The sequence below is a fragment of the Enterobacteriaceae bacterium ESL0689 genome, from assembly GCA_029433525.1.
Lineage (GTDB): Bacteria > Pseudomonadota > Gammaproteobacteria > Enterobacterales > Enterobacteriaceae > JAQTIF01.
Window position 1 is genome coordinate 405,112 of record JAQTIF010000002.1, and the last position, 20,522, is coordinate 425,633.

A 20,522-nucleotide genomic window follows, 5' to 3' on the forward strand; every position below is an offset into this window, starting at 1 on the left:
GGAATTAATAACAGCAACCTTTTATATTTCCCGCTTAACCGGAATTAGGTTTATTCTGATATTTTATTATCCCGCCTCTTTTCGCTGGCGGGTTATTCTGCGACAGAACCGTGGCGGTTATCTGCCGCACGGTTTTGTCATAACGCAGATGTCAGGCAAGAATATCACGCACGATGGGGCCAATAATGGTAAAGGCGGCAGGCGAGATGATCTCCACATGTGTACAGTCATGGCTAAACACTTCCAGTTCGTTAATCCACGGATGCCAGGCCGCGTGGGGGTCCATATACAACTGACGTGTTTTATCTGCAACAAACAGAGTCGCCTGACCGTCAAAACGGATACTGCGCGCGCTGGCCAGCAGGCGTACCGCATCGGCATAGTTGTCGCTGATCATCTGAAACAGCGCTTCGGATGCCTGTCCCTGTTGTGCGGCCAGAAAGGCTTCACGTTCACGTTCAATCTCCGCCAGCACTTGTGGATCGAGGCCGTTGGCCTCTTTTTCCGCCCAGTCGTTGATCTCCGGTGGCCAGGTATCCAGCAGGCCGAGGAACGCCACCTCTTCACCACGCTGGTATAAGCGGGCAGCAATACCCTGCGCCAGGGTGCCCCCCAGCGAGTAGCCAAAGAGGTAATAGGGTCCGTGTGGCTGGCGGGTCAGTATGGTTTGCAGGTGTTGTTCACAGACCTGATCAAGCGTGACAGCGCTCATCATCGGTCCCGCTGGTCGTGGTGACTGAATACCGATAATCGACCAGCGGGGATTGAGATAACGTGCCAGTACACTAAATTGCCAGGCAAAACCGGAAGCGGGATGGAAGCAGTAGAGGGTCGGGCCGCTGCTTTCCCGTAGCGGCAGCAGCGTTTCCAGGCCCATTCGCTGCGCCTGTTCGTTATTCAGATCAGCACTCAGCAGGGCGCTCAGTTTTGCTACCGTCGGCGCGATCATTACCTGTCCGGGGGTCACGGTTTGCGCCAGCTCGCGGCTCAGTTGTGCCGCCAGGCGCATCGCCAGCAGCGAGTGCCCCCCAAGGGCAAAGAAGTCCGCTTCACTGTCGTTCACTTCGCAGCCCAGCCACTGGCTGAAGGCGGCGGCGACGGTAGTTTCGATACCGGGTAACGGCACATGGCCGCGACGAGGGGTGGCCAGTGTTGGTAGTGGCAGGGCTTTGCGATCGAGCTTACCATTGGCACTCAGCGGAAGGGCGGGCAGCGTGATCAGCACCACCGGCATCATATGCGGGGGGAGCTGTTGCGCAAGCTGCGCTTTCAGCGCGACGGTGTCCAGCGGCTCTGCGCTGGCAGGAACCAGATACCCGACCAATTGCCGGTTATCGCCACCGCTGGCCGTGGTCTGGTTGAAAACACAGGCCTGCGTCACCGCCTGGGCCACCCCTGGCAGCGCCGCCATTGCCCGATCAATGTCGCCCAGCTCAATCCGCTGACCGCGAATCTTCAGTTGATCGTCACTGCGGCCGAGATACTCTACCGCGCCATTCTCCAGTCGGCGCGCCACATCGCCAGTGCGATACATCCGCTCCCCTGCCGCCCAGGGGCAGGCAATAAAGCGCTCTGCGGTTAAATCGGGACGCCCCAGATACCCTTGCGCCAGCTGAACACCGGTGAGATAAAGATCACCCGCGACACCTGGCGGTAGCGGCTGCAGGGTGGCATCGAGTATCTGCAGCCCGCTGTTCCATATCGGCCAGCCAATCGGCACACTGTTGCCAGTGACCGCGGCGAGGCTTTCGCCATAAGCCGGATACCAGCTGACATCCACCGCCGCTTCGGTGGGGCCATACAGATTATGTAGCGCTACACCGGTCAGCGTTTGCCACTCACGGCACAGGAGGGTCGGCAGCGCCTCGCCACTGCAAAATACCCGGCGCAGTGTCTGGCAGCTGCTGAAATCACTCTCGTTCAGCGCGGCGACAAACGCCGCCAGCATCGAGGGGACAAAGTGCGTGGTAGTCACGCCATATTCAGCGAAGAACTGCTGCATCGCCCGTGGATCGCGATGCGCTTCAGGGGCGGCCATCACCAGCCGGGCACCGACAATAAACGGCCACCAGAACTCCCATACCGAAACATCGAAACTACAGGGGGTCTTTTGCGCCACCACATCATCGCCCGTTAGCGGATAGTGATCCTGCATCCACAACAGACGGTTGACGATCGCCGTCTGTCCAACCATGACCCCTTTTGGCCGCCCGGTAGAGCCGGAAGTAAAGATAATATAAGCGGTATGTTCCGGCTGCGAGCGGGCCAGTGGCGTATCATCATTACCGGGCAACGGTTGCTGGTAACATAACGTCACCAGCCCCGCGATTGCCTGAAAACGCGGTTGTTGATCGGCTGAGGTTATCAGCAGCGAGGGACGGGCGTCTTCCAGCATCAGACGCAGGCGATCATCGGGATAACCGGTATCCAGCGGCAGCCAGGCGGCCCCGGCTTCCGCAATCGCCTGTATGGCGAGGCTGAGAAATACCGAGCGTGGTAAGGCCACGGCGACGCTATCCCCCGGTTTTACACCACATTCGCTGAGCCGGGTCGCCAGTGCTACCACTTGCCGACGCATTTCACGATAGCTGAATTGCCAGTGTGCATCGGCCAGCGCCAGTGCATCGGGGGTTTTTGCCGACTGCGCGGCGACCAGCGCACTCAGAGTGGTGGCCGGGAGCGTGACCGCAGTATGATTAATCTGTGCTAAACGGGCGGTTTCCTCCGCGCTTAACAGATTCGCCTGACCACAACACAGCATCGGGTCGGCGGCAAATTGTGCCAGCAATTGCGGTAATCGCGCGATATGCCCGCGCAATGTTGTCTCATCATAGCGCGCTTTGCTGGCCAGCACTTCCAGTGATAAGGCACCGGATTCATCCATGAACAGCGCCAGTTCGAGATCATTGACCGGTCCGGTGGCCAGGGTATGGGTGGTGGCGGTCACTCCGGCGATCGTTAATGCGTAATCAAACAGTTTGATGTTGAAAACCGGGCCAAACAGCGGTTCGTTAGCCGCCACCCTGCCGCTATCACGCACGATCTGTTCCGCATCATAACGCTGGTGGCGACGCATTTTTTTTAGTTGTGCCGCTAACTGTTGCGCCAGTTGCGCCAGCGTCTGGTGCGGTGCTATCTCGACCGCCAGCGGCAAGACGTTTAATACCGGCCCGCTGGCCGTCAGTGCAGCTGATCCGATACGGCGCATAAAGATAAAACCCGCCGCATAGGCCTGGCAGTTAGAGAGTCGCCCGATCCAGAGTGCGATCAGCGCCAGCGCAAGGTCAGCACGCTGACATTGTGGCGCACTGGCCGCTAACTGGTGGAAACTGTCGGCAGGAAAATCAAGTTTCAGCCGCCAGATATCACGCTGTTCTGTTCGTGCCGCCAGCGGCTGTCCGGAGAGGGAGACCGGCGGCGGCAGCACCTGACATTGCGCCTGCCAGAACTGTTTATCACGCTGACACGCTTCGCTGGCCGAATAGCGCTGGTACTCCGCCGCCACATCCGCAAAGGGCGTGAACGGCGAAGCCGGTGTCGCTTCACCGCGCTGCCAGGCACAGTAGATTGCGACGATTTGTCGGCTGATCGCCGGAAAACTAAAACCATCCACCAGTAAATGATGATAACGCTGATACCAGAACCAGCCGTCGTCAGCGACACGGAATAACTGGTGGCAGACCAGGGGATGGCCACTCATTGCCCGCAAATCCTGCGCCAGATCGGCCTGCATCATGCTCAGGGCAGCCGCTTCAGGATCGGCGGCAGTGCGCAGATCGTGGCAGGCCGGTTCGGCGAATACCGGATTATCCGTCAGCCACTGCCAGATTTCGCCATTCTCCTCGCTGAAGCGCAGACTCAGGGTGTCCGCTTGCGATAATCCACAGACGATCGCCTGGCACAACTGTTGTGGGTCGATCTGACCGCGCAGCTCAATATAGTGTGCCACACTCCAGGCCGAGGGCAACGTCGATAACTGCTCGGCCATCCAGATCCCCGGTTGTGCCGCCACCAGCGGTAAACGTGTTGCCATCAGAAGCTCCTTATCTGTGCGTAGTGGTCAGGTGTCAGCGTTGTCCAGTGGGTCATCAGCCAGTGATGACAGTCGGCTAACGACTGGGCAGGAGAGGCGATCGTCCAGCCTTCAGGTAGTGGACAGCTGTCGGGCCACAGGCTGTATTGCTGGCGGAGATTGCGCAAAATGTAAAACTGCGTTTGTGGATTATCGAAAGGATCGCTGCGTTGCATATCAGATTCCTGAGATTGTTGATCAACATGCGGCTATCGCCAGATCAATCACGGTTTGTCCGACATAATGGCTGCCAGAGTTGGATTAATCCTGCCATTAAGCCACCACGCCAGCACAGTGCATCATGACCTCCATCAACCTGATGCCAGAAAACAGTCTGTTTTGTACCCTGTAGTTGCTGCCGCAACGCCTGATTAGCACTTAAAATAAGCGGCTCACGCTCCCCGGCCTCCAGCCAGATACGTAACCCCGGCGGGGGTGCTTTTTCGCGCAGGTATGCTATCAGCAATCCGTTCTGCGCTTGATCGCGACAAGGCCACCAGAACGAGCCGGACTGGCTGAGGACGCAGCCAAAACGCTGCGGCCAGTGTAGAGCGGCATACATCGCCGCCAGTCCGCCAAAACTTTGCCCGGCGACCAGCGTGCGATCCGCCTGATCACTAAAAGGGGCAATAGCGTAGACCTGGGGGAGCAACTCTTGCTGTAACGCCAGCCAGAAACCCCGCTGACAGGGGAGCTCCTGACTGCGATGGGCGTTATCTATGGCGTCAATCAACAGGTAAACTGCCGGAGGTAACTGACCGGCGGCGGTCAGCCGTGCCAGCGCTGGCCACACCGGCATACTCCCGGCCCAGAACTGGCCATCCAGTAAGATGGCCAGCGGACGTTGTGCCGGTTCCGCCTCGCCGGTGGTATAAATCCATACCCGCCGCTGGTTCCCCAGGCGCGTGCTGTGCCAGTCGATGCAGCGCGCAGGGCGATAAGCTATCGCCTGTTCTGTCCAGCCCGGCTGTGCCGGGGCCTGCGGCATCTCCAGCGCCGAAACCCAATGTCCCCTTCCCCCCCGCCAGCTTTGCGGGTTGAGCGGATCGGCGATCGCCTGGGGTAACAGTTTGCGCCAGCCTTCACGCAGCAGGTAGCGATCCGGTGTCTGCGCACTGAAAACGGCAGCGGCAAAATCATCATCATGCACTGAGGGAATAAAGCAGTAGCTACCACGCCAGCGTGGTGAAAGTGTGGTTTGCCAGCGCCAGACATCGGTACCAGGCACGCGCTGCATACTCTGCGGGCGCGCATTTTGATGGTGATCGGTGACGCCGGTGATATAAACCCAAACCCGGCGAATCGCAGAGGTTTCCTCGCTACCGGCAGGATCACGCCACCAGAATATGACCTGGCATTGCTCCTGTTCGACCATGATTTGCGGGCTGATTATCTGTCGCCACCAGTCATCAGTGCCTGTTGCTGCCATTCTGAAATAATCCTCTGTTATTTATAGCATTATTAATAAATACCATAATTTACAGAGCATAATATTGATAATAATTTACATTTGCAATAGCGTATGCGGTTTATGAAGAAATGTCACATATGATGATTTTTCTCAACGTAAGATGATTTTTCCCTCTTATAACACAATTTATGTCCACGCCACGCCCGATATAACACGGTGTTATAGAGAAAACGATAACCAAAGGTAATATTTCACATGCATAATAAAATCACATCGCTGGCTGTGCTGATTAATCTGGGGATCTATGGTGTGGCTTTGCCACTGTGCGCTGAGGAGACGATGGTCATCACCGCTGCTGAACAAAATCTGCAGGCTCCAGGGGTTTCGACCATCACCGCTGATCAGATCCGTAAAAATCCCCCCGCCCGCGACATTGCCGAAATTATTCGTACCATGCCGGGTGTGAACCTGACGGGTAACGCTACCAGTGGCCAGCGGGGGAATAATCGTCAGATTGATATTCGTGGTATGGGCCCGGAGAATACCCTGATCCTCGTGGATGGCAAACCGGTCACCAGCCGTAATTCTATTCGTCTTGGCTGGCGTGGCGAGCGCGATACCCGTGGCGATACCAGCTGGGTGCCGCCGGAGCTTATCGAACGTATTGAGGTGATCCGTGGCCCGGCCGCTGTCCGTTACGGTAATGGTGCCGCCGGTGGGGTGGTCAATATCATCACCCAAAAGAGTAATAATGAGTGGCATGGCACATGGAATACCTACCTGAACGCGCCGCAACATAAAGACGAAGGGGCGACCCGACGGACTAACTTCTCTCTCAATGGCCCACTGGCGGGCGATGTCAGCTTCCGTCTGTACGGCAATCTGGATAAAACCCAGGCCGATGCCTGGGATATTAATCAAGGACATCGCTCTGAACGTACCGGCCGCTATGCAGATACCTTACCGGCTGGGCGTGAAGGGATTGAAAACAAAAATGTCAACGCAGTGGTGCGCTGGCAGTTTGCCCCGATGCAGTCACTGGAATTTGAAAGCGGTTATAGCCGACAGAATAACCTGTATGCGGGCGATACCCAGAACACCAATAATGACAACGCCACCAACGGGCTGGTGAAAAAGAATTACGGCAAACAGACCAACCGGCTCTATCGGCAGAATTATGCCATCACCTGGAATGGCGGCTGGGATAATGGCGTCACCACCAGCAACTGGGCGCAGTATGAACATACCCGCAATTCACGCCTTAGCGAAGGGCTGGCCGGTGGCCTGGAGGGGCTGTTTGACAGTAATCAGTTCCGCGATATTGACCTCGCTGATGTAACGCTGCATAGCGAAACCAGCCTTCCCTTTCATCTGCTGGTGAATCAGAACCTGACCGTGGGCAGCGAGTGGAATCAGCAACGGATGAAGGATGGTATCTCCAATAGCCAGAAATTTCAGGGCGGCGCGATCCCCGGTTATGAAAGTACCGGACGCAGCCCCTATTCACAGGCAGAAATTTTTTCACTTTTTGCTGAGGATAATCTTGAGCTGACCGATTCGACGATGCTGACACCGGCACTGCGTTTCGATCATCACACCATTACGGGCAATAACTGGAGTCCGTCACTGAATCTGTCACAGACTCTGGGCGATGACTTTACCCTCAAGATGGGCATTGGCCGGGCGTGGAAAGCCCCCAGTCTGTACCAGACCAACCCGAACTATATCCTGTACAGCAAGGGCCAGGGCTGCTATGCCAGCGGCAATAATGTCGGTTGTTATATGATGGGCAACGATAATCTCAGCGCCGAGAGGAGCACCAATAAAGAAGTGGGCCTCGAATTTAAACATGATCGCTGGCTGGCGGGGGTCACCTGGTTCCGCAACGATTACCACGATAAAATCGAAGCCGGTTATGCGCCGATTGCGCAGACTGGTAATGGAAGAGTAAAAACCGATATTTACCAGTGGGATAACGTGCCCAAAGCGGTGGTCGAAGGGCTGGAAGGGTCGTTTAACGTGCCGGTTAGCGAGCAGGTTAACTGGACAAATAATTTCACATATATGCTGCAAAGTAAGAATAAACAGACCGGCGATCGGTTGTCGATTATTCCGAAATATACCCTTAATTCGACACTGAGCTGGCAGATCCAGGCCGATATCTCTGTACAGTCAACCCTGACCTGGTATGGTAAACAGCAGCCGAAGCTCTACAACTATAAGGGACAACCGGTCAGCGGCAGCGAGAAGAACGAAGTCAGCCCTTACAGCATTATCGGTCTCAGTGCCACCTGGGATATCAGCAAAAATGTCAGTCTGACCAGTGGGGTGGATAATGTGCTGGATAAGCGGCACTGGCGTGCCGGTAATGCCCAGACCACCGGCGATACAGTGACCGGTGATTATATGGCGGGAGCCGGGGCTGAAACGTATAACGAGTCGGGCCGTACCTGGTATATGAGTGTGAATACGCGCTTCTGATCCACCGCCCTGCCCCCGTCGCTATCACCGCTGACGGGGAACTGCTCAGCGGTTGCGGATATTTTTGCTGAAACTTAGCGCCGACTCAGAATAATAATCTGTGGCTTAATACGTTACATCTATGGATACTTGTCATACCACTTTGTGCCTTGCTGGCCATTCGCTACAGCGGATTGATTTCTGTCCGGCGACGCTACAAGCGTCAGATTTACTCTGGCTACCTCACCATCGTCAGATGACACACTGGGGACCAAAACGCCAGGCGGAACATCTGGCCGGGCGTATCGCCGCCGCGCACGCCCTGCAGGCGGTGGGAGAAACAGCGATCCCAGCAATAGGCGCGCAGCGCCAGCCGCTCTGGCCAGCACCGTGGTATGGCAGTATCAGTCATTGTGGTACTTGCGCACTGGCGGTGGTCAGTCGCTGGCCATCAGGCATTGATATCGAACATCGGTTCTCCCCGACACTGACAAAAGATTTGATGGAGAGTATCGTCAATGCCGAAGAGCAGTTGTCACTGAAACGCAGTGGCTTACCCCTCGAGCACGCACTGACGCTGGCGTTTTCCGCGAAGGAGAGCCTTTTTAAGGCGCTGCCGCTCCATCAGCAGCAAAAAACAGACTTTCTTCATTTGCGCATTACCGATCTTGGCGCTGAGCGGATCACCTTATACAGTGCCGGGCGGACGTATCAGGTTGATGGCATGATGATCAACGATCATATCATCACCCTCTGCACCCTCCCGGCTTGCGCTAAGGGATGATGAATAACATTTCTGTTATTCATCATTATTGCGTGATAACAGCGGTCTCAGGAGCGATGATTCTCTTTACGGTAAGCGCCCGGTGGCTGATGAAAAGTGCGGGTGAAAACGCGGGTAAACGTCTGTTGGGAATCGAATCCATATTTCAGGCAGATATCATACACCCGTTGATCGGTATCGCGCAGGTCGCGCGCCGCCAGTCGTAATTTACGTTCACGGATATAGCGACCCAGACTCTCCCCTTTGTACTGGACAAAAAGCCGTTGCAGATGCCATTTTGAGTATCCGGCACGACGGGCAATATCATCGATACGCAACGGCTGATGTAAATTGTCATCAATCCACTGAGTGATGGTTTCAATAACCTGTGCGGAAATAGTCATCAATCTCCCTCTCTTTTTATGACATCAAAATGATGAGGACTGCCACCAGGCAGTAAATGAGGCGGCTTTGTCATCGACCCGTAACGGCTCGCCCTGCACAGGGGTCAGCAGTCGCCAGTCATGTCCGGCACTAGCGGCCAGCAGCCGTTTATAAGGGTCGTCCCAGCTGTGCTTTGCCAGTTTGAAGCGCCCGGCGTGTCCAGGCAGTATTGCTTTAGCGTGCAGGTCATCGGCCGCCTGAGCGGTTTCTTCTGGCATCATATGAACGTATTTCCAGTCATTGTCATACTGACCATTTTCCATAATCGCCAGATCTACCGAGCCAAACTGTTCACCAATCGCTTTGAAGTGTGGCCCGTAACCCCCATCACCGCTGTAGTAAATTTTCTGTTGCGGCGTGACCAGCATGATGCTGGCCCATAGCGTCTGATTGCGCCTGAATCCTCGTCCGGAAAAATGACGAGACGGTAATACATGCACCGTCAGTTGTGGATCGACCACCAGGCTCTGATTCCAGTCGGCTTCACTGATAATGTCATCAGCCACTCCCCAGTAACGAAGATGCGAACCGACCCCCAGCGGGGTGATCACCCGTTTTATTTTCGGTAATAATGTTTTAATTGTGGTGTAATCAAGATGATCATAATGATCATGTGAGATAATCAGCAGGTCTATCTCCGGCATCCGTTCTGCACGCCACGGGTAGTCGCCGGGAAACGCTTTAATCGTAAAAGAGAAAGGCGAAGCGTAATCGCTGCAAACCGGATCGATGAGAATGCGTTTTCCTGCCAGTTGCAGATACCACGACGAGTGGCCCAGCCAGACAATCATATCCTGCTCCAGTGGCAGGCTGGCGAGATCAGTATTGATCCGTGGTAACGGTTTTGCCGGGCGGGTATTTTGCCGTTTGGTGAAAAAAAACGCCCACCAGGCCTGAAGGGGGTTTTTACTGCCACTGAAGCCCGGAGTCGGTAGCGGATTATGGAAACGGCCATTATGATAATTCGGTGACTGCTCCAGGCGTTTACGTTGCGCTCCCTGTGGCGCCTGCCCAAATGCAGCATTTAGCATAAAAGGTAAAGAAAATAACATGATAGCCACCATGTAAAAAGTATCAGGCCGCATCATCTGTTTAGACACAGGATGCGACTCCGGGTAATATCATTTGATAATAAATGAGTGAGCACTCATTATTAAGAGAAAAGCCGACAGCGTCAAGACGATTTTTCTCTTTTATTTTCAACATATAACTATTTAGAGTCTGGCCCACCAGGCGTTATTGACGCCGCCAGTCTGGACATGGACAGCGCGCAGAAACCGCAGCGTACAGGTTAGTACGTGAGGATTTCGGGCACTGCCCAGAGCTAAAATAGCCTGATGGGCCAGGCGCTTAGTAGCATCAACTCAGTGTTCGTTTCTGTGAGGTAAGTGCAGTGGCTCGACCTAAAAGCCAAAATAAAAAACAGGCGTTACTGGCAGCGGCAACAGCGGCTTTTGCTGAGACCGGCATCGCCGCCTCAACATCCGTTATCGCCCGTAATGCCGGTGTTGCCGAAGGGACACTCTTCTGCTATTTCGCTACAAAAGATGAATTAATTAACCAGTTATATCTCACGCTACACTCGGAACTCATTCAGACACTGGCCAGTGGACTGATAGCCGATAAAACCCAACCGCAAAAAAATGCCCGTTGTATCTGGCAGAGTTATATTAACTGGAGCATCCACCATCCGGTAGAATATAAAGCGATCCGCCGTCTGTCATTGAGCGAGCGGATCAGCGATGAAACCCGTCGCCAGGCGGAGAGGATGTTTCCTGAGGTGATCAATATTTGCCAGTTGTCGATCAAGCCTGTTTTCCAGAGTGACGATTACCGCGCGTTTGGTGACGCCCTGTTTCTGGCCTTAGCGGAGACCACGATCAAATACGCCAGCGATAGCCCGACACGCGCCCATGAGCTGATCGACCTGGGGTTCGAAACCATGTGGCAGGCACTCCATAATGAGGTCAGACAATGAGAGCCGATCTATTACGTGCGAATGCACAGCGCATCGCATTAAGCTATCCTTTCACGGAACATTGCTGACCCTTTGGCCTGCAGTGTGATGTTTTTAAAGTCGCCGGACGCATGTTTATGCTGATGTTGCCCGTTAATGGCCAGCCAGGGGTAAATCTCAAGGCCGATCCGCAAAAATCACTGCTGTATCAGCAAATTTATCCCAGTATTACCCCTGGCTATCATATGAATAAAAAACACTGGATCAGCGTTGTTGCCGGTGAAGATATCAGCGAATCACTGCTGGCTGAACTCATTGCCGACTCCTGGGATCAGGTGGTCAATAAACTGGCGAAGAAAGACCAGTTGCGCTTACGTCCGCAAAAAATAGTGTCTTAGACCGCTGTCTTTTTCTGCGTTATACGCTGTACTATCATTGTAAACTCAGCGTTTTCTGAGTCATAAATCATGAGGATCGATTATGAATATTATTTCTGTCGCGCTAACACGCTACTCAACAAAAGTCTTTGATGCCAGCAAAAAATTGACCGCAGAAGAAGTTAACAACCTGAAAACCCTGTTACAGTTCAGTCCATCCAGTACCAATTGCCAGCCGTGGCATTTTATCGTTACCGGCAGCGATACCGGAAAAGCGCGGATCGCCAAAGCCGCCAGCGGCACTTATATCTTTAATGAAAGTAAGATCCTGAACGCCTCACATGTGGTGGTGTTCTGCGCCAAAACGGCGATGGATGATGCCTGGCTACAGCGGGTACTCGATCAGGAAGATGCCGACGGACGTTTTGCCACCCCGGAAGCGAAAGCCGCAAATAATCAGGGGCGGGTCTTTTTTGCTAATATGCACCGTAACGAGCTTCATGATGACGCGCAATGGATGGCGAAGCAGGTGTATCTGAATGTCGGTAATTTCCTGCTCGGCGTCGCTGCGATGGGGCTGGATGCGGTACCGATTGAGGGGGCTGATTTCGCGCTTCTGGATGCTGAGTTCGATCTGAAAACACAGGGCTACACTAGTCTTGTGATCGTCGCCGTCGGTCATCGTAGCGCAGATGATTTCAATGCTAAATTACCAAAATCACGTCTTCCACAGAGCGTCACGATCTCTGAGATTTGAGTCCGTGCCTGCCCACCTCTGCATCCCGCGAAGGTGGGTGATATCTGACCGGCGCAAAACAGCCTGTTGCCAGGCTGCTGGGTTGTTATTGCGTACTCAGATCAATACGGACAACGCTGTCCAGTCCTGGTGTCGGAACACCCTTTTTAGTGGCTTGCTTGATGGTGACAAACAGAGTCTGCCCATCGGCTGAAAGCACCAGACTATTCGGATGAACCGGGATATCCCACTGCTTTTTCAGCGCATATGTCGTGCCATCAAGGCTTAAGACTTTGCCGGACTCACGCTGGGTGAGATAAATTTCATTACGTGCAGGATTGAATTTCACTGCTAACGTATCTCCGACATCCCGTTTTTTCAGCAACTGACCACTGTGGATATCCAGCACCAGCATGGTTTTCGCTTTTGAGTTATCGGTGACAAACAGCCGTCCCGTAGCGCTGTCTTCAGCAATATTCAGTAATAATGCCGGTTGATCAGCCAGGGGTTTCCAGCGCTGCTCAATACGGTTGTTACGTGGGTTAATCACCAGGATCTCACCACTGCCATTCGCGGCATACAGACGGCCGGTCTGTTGTGAGTAATGCAGACCAGTCACCCGATTTCCGGCATTTTTGATTCGCGTTTTCAGCTTCAGTGTGGTGGCATCCACCACCCAGATCTGGGCGGGATCGGCAAGCGCGCCAATATATAAGGTATTATTCTGCAACAGGATCTGCCGCGCACCATATGGCCGGTTTTTTTCGTTGCGCTCACTGAACAGCAACCGTTGTTTGACTTTGCCGGTTGCGGTATCAATTGCAGTGATCCCACCATCGCGCGTATTGGTGGCAAACAGTGTTTCACCATCAGGGGTGATTTGCAGAGCAAAGTTTTTCAGATCGGTATAACTCAGGCTCAGGGTATTCAGGGTTTTCGGATCGAGTTTATAAATCGCGCCACCCTGCACACCGGTAGACTGATCGGCACTGGCGACGTACAGAGCGTCACCCTGCGGACTCAGCGCCATCTCATATAATCCTGCCGCCAGCTCCCGTTTGAGGGGCTGTGCGGCAACAGGCGCTGTATTTGATGGCGTAGCAGGTGTGGTATGGGAGGTGGTACAGCCGCTTAACAGCGCGGAAACAACCAGCACTAATAGTGAAGTGGTGTATTTCATTGTGAGGCTCCTTGTCAAAATCAATCAACCGTTGGTTATTGTGCTGTCAATGTGATGAGTCAGCCATTGACAGAAAGCGGCTCATTATACAAATAAAAATGCGAATGATAATAATAATCATTACTTAAAAGCGTACTGATAAGCTGATTAATTAATCAGCGGTGATGGAAGAAGGCAGCTTTCGCTGCCTTTTTGATGGCGGGAGATAGCCCCCCTTTTCCGCTTCTGCGCCGTTGGTATGGCTCCTGGCGCCAGGCGTTTTACTGCCCGGAATAGACATCAAAATTAAAATACTGGCTGGCAAGTTTCTGATAGGTGCCATCAGCCAGTATTTTTGCAATCGCGCCGTTCAGCTCCTGACGCAGTGCTTCATCCTCTTTACGCAGACCAATCGCCGCACCGGCCGCAAACAGTTTATCATCCTGTAAACTGCCGCCGACAAAAGTAAAGTCCTGGCCCTGTGGCTGGCGCAGGAAAGTATAATCGGCCATCATTCCGGAAAGTACTGCCCCATCAATGCGTCCGGCTTCCAGATCACGTACCACGCTATCGGCCCCCTGATAAGAGACAATATTAATGCCCTGCGGTCGCCAGTGACGATTGGCATAAGTCTCTTGTGCCGATCCTTGTTCGATACCGATGGTTTTTCCTTTCAACTGCTCAGGGCTATTGCCTGTTAGGGTGTTTTTACGCGCAACAAGGAACACCGGGCTGGTGTAGAGTTTGTCACTGAAGTTAATTTGTTGTTTACGCTTATCCGTCATATACATACCCGAAAGAATAGCGTCGAACTTGCGCGCTTTCAGTGCCGGGATAATGCCATCAAAATTGTTTTCCACCCAGACGCATTTTGCCTGCAATTGCTGGCAAATCGCGTTACCCAAATCGATATCAAATCCCACCAGATTCCCCTCAGGATCTTTCCATTCGAGCGGGGCAAAAGCAGGATAGACACCAAAGCGAATTTCTTTTTGCTCCGCCGCCAGCGTCGATGTTGATGCCAGCAGTGCCATCCATAACAGCAGTGATTTTTTCATCATTGATAAGCTCCAGAGATTAACAGCAGTAGGTTTCAACCAGGTGGGCAAAAAAAGATGCCCCAATGGTAATAATCTGATCATTAAAGTCATAACCGGGGTTATGTATCATACAACTCCCTTTTTCCCCATTATCACCGTTGCCTAACAGGAAATAGCAGCCAGGGCGCCTCTGTAACATAAAAGCAAAATCTTCACTGGCATTCATCGGCGAAATCGAAGCGAGCAGCTGCTCATGGCCAAAGACCTGTTGCGCCAGTTTGCTGGCAAAAGCGGTTTCTTCGGCGCTGTTAATCAGTACCGGATAGGAGTCATAGACTTCAATCTCACAACTTGCGCCATAACTTTTCGCGGTGAACTCACTGAGTTGCCGGATACGCTTAATTAGCAGATCGCGTATTTCTGTTTTCATCGCCCGTACCGTAAGTTCCAGTATCGCGCTCTCCGGGATCACGTTCGGGGCGATACCCGACTGAAAGGTCCCGACACTGACTACCGCCGTTTCACCCGGCGGTACATTACGGGCGACGATGCTTTGCAGCGCCATCACCAGCGCCGCCCCGGTCAATACCGGATCAACGGTGCGATCTGGCTGGGCGCCATGTCCTCCCAGACCATGGATAGTGATCTTCACCGTGTCTGCTGAGGCCATAAAATTACCGGCATAAAACCCCAGTTTACCCGCAGGTAATCCCGGCATATTATGCAAGGCAAAGATACGATCACAGGGAAAACGCTCAAACAGCCCCTCTTTCACCATCAGATCCGCCCCTCCCATCGCCTCTTCGGCAGGCTGAAAAATCAGATGTACCGTGCCATTAAACTGACATGCCGGAGAGGCAATATATCTGGCCGCCGCCAGCAAAATCGTCGTATGACCATCATGACCACAGGCATGCATTTTCCCTGGCGCCGTACTGGCCCAGGGTAAGCCGGTGGTTTCGTGAATCGGCAGGGCATCCATATCGGCACGCAGACCTATCGTGCGTGGCGAATCTCCCCGGGTTAATGACCCCACTATCCCGGTTTTACCGACACCATGTGTGACGGTATAACCCCACTGAGTCAGTTTTTCTGCCACCAGCTCACTGGTATTAAACTCGGCAAGGCTTAATTCCGGGTGAGCATGTAAATAATGACGAATGGCAATCATTTCTTCTTCATACGTTTTAATTTCTGGAATTACACCCACTGTCATATCGCTCTCCGGAATATAAAAAAATGATTCATCTGAATAAGATGCCTGATGGGTCAGGCGCTAACCCAGGACACTGAGCGATAGAATAGACAAACAGAATAGTAAAACCAAGTGCGTATCACCTGATGGATAAAGAATATGAATAAGAGCCTGGCCCACCAGGCGTTATTGGCGCAGCCAGTTTGGACACGGACAACGCGGAGAAACCGCAGCGTACAGGTAGTACGTGAGGATTTCGGGCACTGCCCAGGGACAAAATGGCAAGTAAAATAGACTAATGGGCCAGGCGCTTAACGATCAACATTTATTGGCGGCTTTTAATAAAGCATTACATTGTGCTTCAGCAGGTAATCCCGTCCCATCCGTCGGCGAGCACAGTGCATCACTGCTTACCCCAACAGTCGTATAATAACATTGGTATGTTTTTCCGTTGGTGATGGCATGAAATTTAACGGCATCGATCTCTGCGGTACGATGACTAATAATAATTTTATCTGGTGTGGTTCCCAAAGCAAATGCGGCTTTCTCTTTAAGATCACCATCACCGCGCAGACTGTTATCAATCATTCCACATCATGATAACAAAACAGATACAACGATCGATAATATCAGTTTTCTTTTCATGATTTTATTTCCTTGTTACTAAATAGCCATACAAAACAGGTTTCCTGAAAGGAAACCCTGAGCAGATAATGCAATTGAGATATCGGGATACCGCCATAATCATCCATCACTGGGATGAATAGTGCCGATCATAACACCATATCTGCTAATAAACGATGCTCCTGACGAAAATTATCCCTGAAATACGCGACAGGTACTCTCGCTGTCAGTTTAATTGCATAGCTGACAAAGGAAAGGGAGATGACAGATTTTTATATGCGATGATAATTTTTTATTCTGTCGCACTAATGCCTGACGGCCTCAACGAGAGCGACGATCTTATTATCAAAAATTTTACTTTTTTGTTTCATCCAGTTAATGCAGATAAAACTGCCGCCCCTGGAGAGAAAATAGGCCAGCCAGGCGTATCTATATTCCCCCCAGATCTGCTCTTCTTTAATACTCCATAACATCAGTAAAAAGGAAATGAACGCGACAGCAGAAAGCAAAGTAAAAATAACAGAGAATAACAGAGGAACTGGCATCAGTTTATAATGGGATGTTACCGAACTGTTAGGAAAAAACAGGGTGAAGATCGCCGGGATAATAATACATTTTCTGGCTAAAGTGAGTTCATATTCACCAGTATTCACATTAATAATGAGCGCATCGCGAAAAACATTACAGTCACCCGAGGCACTGCACTGGCGCAGCTCATATTTACGGATACGATGTGATTTGCGAAAAGGAATACCATAATCAGGAAGCTGTTTTTCTCTGCCGGTATCTGTTATCAGGCGAATCTGACCATGACAGGGGCTGACATCAATAACTGTCGCCGAATAAGTTTCAATAAATCGGTAAACTTTACCCGACAGGGTAAATTGAGGTAACGCGTGTGCTGTTTGCTGTACATCAGGGTTATACTGATGCGCTAACTCCGCTTCTGGTTGCTTATCACATTGTTTTGCCGAACATCCCATAATCAGTATAAAAGCACTTATCGATAAGCCAATAATACTGATAAAAACCAGACTACTTCCCCCGGTTAAAAAAGCGATGAATGCAGACAGAAATAGCGCAATCAAAAGCTGTTGCACCATAAGAGTACGCATAGATACCCCTTTAATGAATAAAAGCGAAATGGATAATCATCGTAATAAGACAGCCAGGAAACCCACATAAGATAGTTGTAGCTAATTCAGACTTTCTTTATTTACCTTATGCACAAATAGACTAAATAAATCAGCCTGTTATATTAGAATCACATTCTGCCGGGCTTTACAGGAAAGGCAAATCATTTGTACCGATCGATCCATTATATATGATAGATTGTATCTATCATATATTAGTTAATAGATCGTTAATACCGATATTTTCCCCCTTACTGAGATGAATAATGATTATCTGAAAACTGCCTTGCGCTGAAACGGAAATTAACAATAAAGTATCTGCCAGATCCTCACAGACTTCCTCTGTCTGAATATCGTGTTCATGTTGCTTCTATAACAGCAATCTCATTGAATATCATGAAGATTTAGTGTTATTGCAACTCAGCAAAACAAGAATCGATAGGTGATTTTTTTCGGCTGCTACTCTATTTAAATCATTGAAATTTATGTTATGAGTTAAGCTGTGCTGTGAGTCATATCTCATCAATACAGCGATGGCTAATGAGATCGAAAGCATAACATTATTGATCGGATTTTATGCTTTTTGCCATTGCACGATTATTCATGATCCCATTTTGTGTGATGATAATCATCATCTCTATATCATTAAAAATAACTCATTAATCACAGTAAAGTAAAAATAATATAAAAATAAATATCTTTATTTTTAAAAAATACACATCAAGTTAACAAAATGACATTTTTATGCGACTAAAAAGGATCATTAAAATATTATGATCACAAAATAGTTTGTTTAAAATATGAGCCAGGCATTCCTGACACAGCCAGTCTGGACTCGGAGAGTACAGGAAAACCGCAACCAACAGTAAGTAGATGAAAGTTTCAGGCACGGCCTGAAAGCGAACAGGTCAGCAACATAGCCCTGAGGCAACGGTGCTTAAGAGTCTATGCTTATATTGAACGGAGATTTTATGAAGAAAATAAGTCAGTGGTTAGCCATAGTGATTATCGTTAGTGCCTTAGCAGGCTGTAGCTGCAGAGACGCCATCAGAAACTTCAATACCCATATCGGTACTGAGCATACAACCACAGAGGTAAAAAGCGCGATTTTCAAAGCGGGCGCTAAAAATCTCTGGGTTCTCAATGAAAAAAGCCCTGGCGTCATCACCGCAATTCGACGAAACCATGACTACTATGCCGAAATACGTATCAAATACACGGCAACGTCATACAGTATCGATTATACAGACAGCATCAATCTGCATGCTAAACGCGGTAAAATCAGCCGCGATTACAATCGCTGGGTGGCGAGTCTGAATAACGATATCAATGCTAATTTGCATTAAAAATCAGCATATTAAATTAAGCATGAAGCGACGACATATCGGACTTTCCTGACCCAGACAGCTACCGTCGCGCTAAAAAAACACCATCTGAAAAATCAGGTCATGTATTCAACGTGTTTATCATGTTGTATAATCACTCTTTTTAACAGGTGCGCCAGATGGCTAAAATTGATGTAACATGCCCGTTTTGTAAACAAACTGAACCCATTAAAAAGCATGGCCTGGGTAAGTCCGGATTTCAGCGCTATCGCTGTCAGTCATGCTGTCGTACTTTCCAGACCGATTACGCTTATCGAGCCTGCCACCCCGGCATGAAAGAACAAATTGTTGACCTTGCTATGAATAATGCCGGTATCCGTGATACCGCACGGACTCTGCATATCAGCATCAATGCCGTAGTCCGCACTTTAAAAAACCCGCGCCACGATGTGTAACCACATTACCGCTGGATAATCTGCAAATCCAGCTTATCTGTGAAGTGGATGAGATGTGGTCTTTTGCTGGCAGTAAAAAGCAGCAACGCTGGCTGTGGTATGCATGGGAGCCTCGTCTCAAACGTATTATTGCACATACTTTTGGGCGCAGGAGCAAAAAGACACTGCGCAGGTTACTGAGATTACTGTCAGGTTTTCATGTCGCCTTCTGGTGTACCGATAACTTCAGCGCATATGACATACTGCCGGATAAAAAACATATCAGGGGTAAGCTTTACACGCAGCGGATTGAACGGGAAAACCTGAATCTGCGTAACCGGTTAAAGCGACTGAATCGTAAGACTCTGGGGTACTCAAAATCTGTTGAGATGCATGACAGGATCATCGGTACTTTTATTGAGCGCGAATATTATGTTTGAGACGAAATAAACACATTGAATACATCACCCAAAATGGCAAGTAAAATAGCCTAATGGGATAGGCTCTTAGTAACCGTAGTCTCTACCACCCTTTACCCGGGATCCGGCCTGAAGTGCTGAAATACACTGATCGCGCTTTTGCACGTTCGAAAAGTTCGATACGTAGTGATCCGAAATCACCATATATATAATAAGAAGTTGGTACCTTTCTCGCGTGTGAGGAAGCGCACAGAGTTGTATCACGATCGCGGCTGAAAACATAATAACAACGATGGAGGCACCCATATTTTAAACAGGACGCCAGGATTATATATACGCTGAATATTTTCTTTTTAGTTTCCGGTAGAAAAATACCCAGAATATCAGGAATACAAAAAACCATAACAAAAAGTAGTATTTCCGCTAAACCATCCTATTTTTTATTTACCATGCACTAACATTTATAAAAAATCAATGTAACAGCACTGGGGTTGAGTTTATTTTTATTATTACATATTCACGCTATTCTGGGTTGCCAGTACAGATAATCCCGTCAGCAAAACCCTAAATAATTGCGCCTAATAGCGCTACAATTATGCCAGCCGATATTTATTACCAGAGCGTTTCCATAAAGTGACGAATTTTTTTCAACAGTTGCCACATTGAACGGCGCTAATAATTTCCTCAATGTGATCTACTATTTGGCGCACCTATTTAGACCAAGATTCAGTCCTTTAACTGCATTTTTATTATTTTGATGAGAATTTATATCCCATTTTTCTGGTTTACATTTACTCAGCCCCCACGGATCAATCCAGCTAATTGGATCCGGTGCATACTGATACGGGTTTAGTCCGCCAGCAAGCCCTGGCGGGTCCTGGCTGATAAAGCGGCCACATTCCGGACGTAGTAGCGAAAACGATTATAGTGCAGTCTGGTTTCTTCGTCATAGTATTATCCCTGATAACGCAGG

The 20,522-nt window shown here is 50.4% G+C and carries 17 protein-coding genes and 1 pseudogene; 7 read left to right on the forward strand and 11 right to left on the reverse strand.

Annotated elements, in window-relative coordinates; all coding sequences use genetic code 11:
• Positions 1 to 151: 151 nt before the first annotated feature.
• From PT300_13740 to fes, 3 genes are read right to left on the reverse strand one after another with little or no spacing between them, the layout of a single operon-like run.
• Positions 152 to 4,033, reverse strand: coding sequence for an enterobactin synthase subunit F (locus tag PT300_13740; GenBank protein ID MDF7681590.1), 3,882 nt, complete (start codon positions 4,031 to 4,033; stop codon positions 152 to 154).
• Positions 4,033 to 4,248: an MbtH family NRPS accessory protein gene (locus PT300_13745; protein ID MDF7681591.1), complete on the reverse strand. Its 216-nt coding sequence runs from the start codon at positions 4,246 to 4,248 to the stop codon at positions 4,033 to 4,035. Before PT300_13745 ends, PT300_13740 begins: the two co-directional genes overlap by 1 nt.
• A gap of 44 nt (positions 4,249 to 4,292) precedes the next feature.
• Positions 4,293 to 5,501, reverse strand: coding sequence for an enterochelin esterase (gene fes / locus PT300_13750; protein MDF7681592.1), 1,209 nt, complete (start codon positions 5,499 to 5,501; stop codon positions 4,293 to 4,295).
• A gap of 237 nt (positions 5,502 to 5,738) precedes the next feature.
• Between fes and PT300_13755 the strand changes: the two genes are divergently transcribed.
• Complete coding sequence (locus tag PT300_13755; protein ID MDF7681593.1) at positions 5,739 to 7,964, forward strand: TonB-dependent siderophore receptor; 2,226 nt, start codon at positions 5,739 to 5,741, stop codon at positions 7,962 to 7,964.
• Positions 7,965 to 8,085: 121 nt separating this feature from the next.
• Positions 8,086 to 8,727: an enterobactin synthase subunit EntD gene (entD, locus tag PT300_13760; protein ID MDF7681594.1), complete on the forward strand. Its 642-nt coding sequence runs from the start codon at positions 8,086 to 8,088 to the stop codon at positions 8,725 to 8,727.
• A 47-nt stretch (positions 8,728 to 8,774) separates the two neighbouring features.
• Here the strand turns inward: entD and PT300_13765 are convergent, their stop codons facing one another.
• Complete coding sequence (locus tag PT300_13765) at positions 8,775 to 9,110, reverse strand: RamA family antibiotic efflux transcriptional regulator (GenBank protein MDF7681595.1); 336 nt, start codon at positions 9,108 to 9,110, stop codon at positions 8,775 to 8,777.
• Positions 9,111 to 9,134: 24 nt separating this feature from the next.
• A complete protein-coding gene (locus PT300_13770; protein MDF7681596.1) occupies positions 9,135 to 10,235 on the reverse strand; it encodes an MBL fold metallo-hydrolase in 1,101 nt (366 codons plus the stop codon).
• Positions 10,236 to 10,543: 308 nt separating this feature from the next.
• On the opposite strand from PT300_13770, the gene PT300_13775 reads away from it, so the two are divergent.
• The 3 genes and pseudogenes from PT300_13775 to nfsB all read left to right on the forward strand — a co-directional run bounded on the left by PT300_13775 (position 10,544) and on the right by nfsB (position 12,241).
• Entirely contained in the window at positions 10,544 to 11,128 is a 585-nt protein-coding gene (locus PT300_13775) for a TetR/AcrR family transcriptional regulator (GenBank protein MDF7681597.1), read from the forward strand.
• Positions 11,125 to 11,505: pseudogene (locus tag PT300_13780) on the forward strand (MmcQ/YjbR family DNA-binding protein). The gene PT300_13775 and the pseudogene PT300_13780 overlap by 4 nt, the downstream one beginning before the upstream one ends.
• A gap of 82 nt (positions 11,506 to 11,587) precedes the next feature.
• Complete coding sequence (gene nfsB, locus PT300_13785; protein ID MDF7681598.1) at positions 11,588 to 12,241, forward strand: oxygen-insensitive NAD(P)H nitroreductase; 654 nt, start codon at positions 11,588 to 11,590, stop codon at positions 12,239 to 12,241.
• A gap of 85 nt (positions 12,242 to 12,326) precedes the next feature.
• Here nfsB and PT300_13790 read toward each other — a convergent pair whose 3' ends face one another.
• From PT300_13790 to PT300_13810, 5 genes are all read right to left on the reverse strand, one after another.
• Positions 12,327 to 13,400, reverse strand: a complete 1,074-nt coding sequence (locus PT300_13790) for a YncE family protein (protein MDF7681599.1) — start codon at positions 13,398 to 13,400, stop codon at positions 12,327 to 12,329.
• 260 nt (positions 13,401 to 13,660) lie between these two features.
• Entirely contained in the window at positions 13,661 to 14,437 is a 777-nt protein-coding gene (locus PT300_13795) for a lysine/arginine/ornithine ABC transporter substrate-binding protein (protein ID MDF7681600.1), read from the reverse strand.
• A gap of 19 nt (positions 14,438 to 14,456) precedes the next feature.
• Positions 14,457 to 15,635, reverse strand: coding sequence for a M20 family metallopeptidase (locus PT300_13800; protein ID MDF7681601.1), 1,179 nt, complete (start codon positions 15,633 to 15,635; stop codon positions 14,457 to 14,459).
• A gap of 297 nt (positions 15,636 to 15,932) precedes the next feature.
• On the reverse strand, positions 15,933 to 16,202 hold the full coding sequence (locus PT300_13805; GenBank protein MDF7681602.1) for a hypothetical protein: 270 nt from the start codon (positions 16,200 to 16,202) through the stop codon (positions 15,933 to 15,935).
• 341 nt (positions 16,203 to 16,543) lie between these two features.
• The gene (locus PT300_13810) at positions 16,544 to 17,353 is read right to left on the reverse strand and encodes a hypothetical protein (GenBank protein MDF7681603.1); all 810 of its coding nucleotides are present in this window, start codon (positions 17,351 to 17,353) and stop codon (positions 16,544 to 16,546) included.
• 989 nt (positions 17,354 to 18,342) lie between these two features.
• Between PT300_13810 and PT300_13815 the strand changes: the two genes are divergently transcribed.
• A complete protein-coding gene (locus PT300_13815) occupies positions 18,343 to 18,717 on the forward strand; it encodes a hypothetical protein (GenBank protein MDF7681604.1) in 375 nt (124 codons plus the stop codon).
• 158 nt (positions 18,718 to 18,875) lie between these two features.
• A protein-coding gene (locus tag PT300_13820) for an IS1 family transposase (protein ID MDF7681605.1) occupies positions 18,876 to 19,570 on the forward strand; the annotation gives its coding sequence in 2 pieces (ribosomal slippage) (positions 18,876 to 19,134 and positions 19,134 to 19,570; 696 coding nt in all).
• A 676-nt stretch (positions 19,571 to 20,246) separates the two neighbouring features.
• Here PT300_13820 and PT300_13825 read toward each other — a convergent pair.
• Entirely contained in the window at positions 20,247 to 20,435 is a 189-nt protein-coding gene (locus PT300_13825) for a hypothetical protein (protein MDF7681606.1), read from the reverse strand.
• Between the last annotated feature and the right edge of the window lie 87 nt (positions 20,436 to 20,522).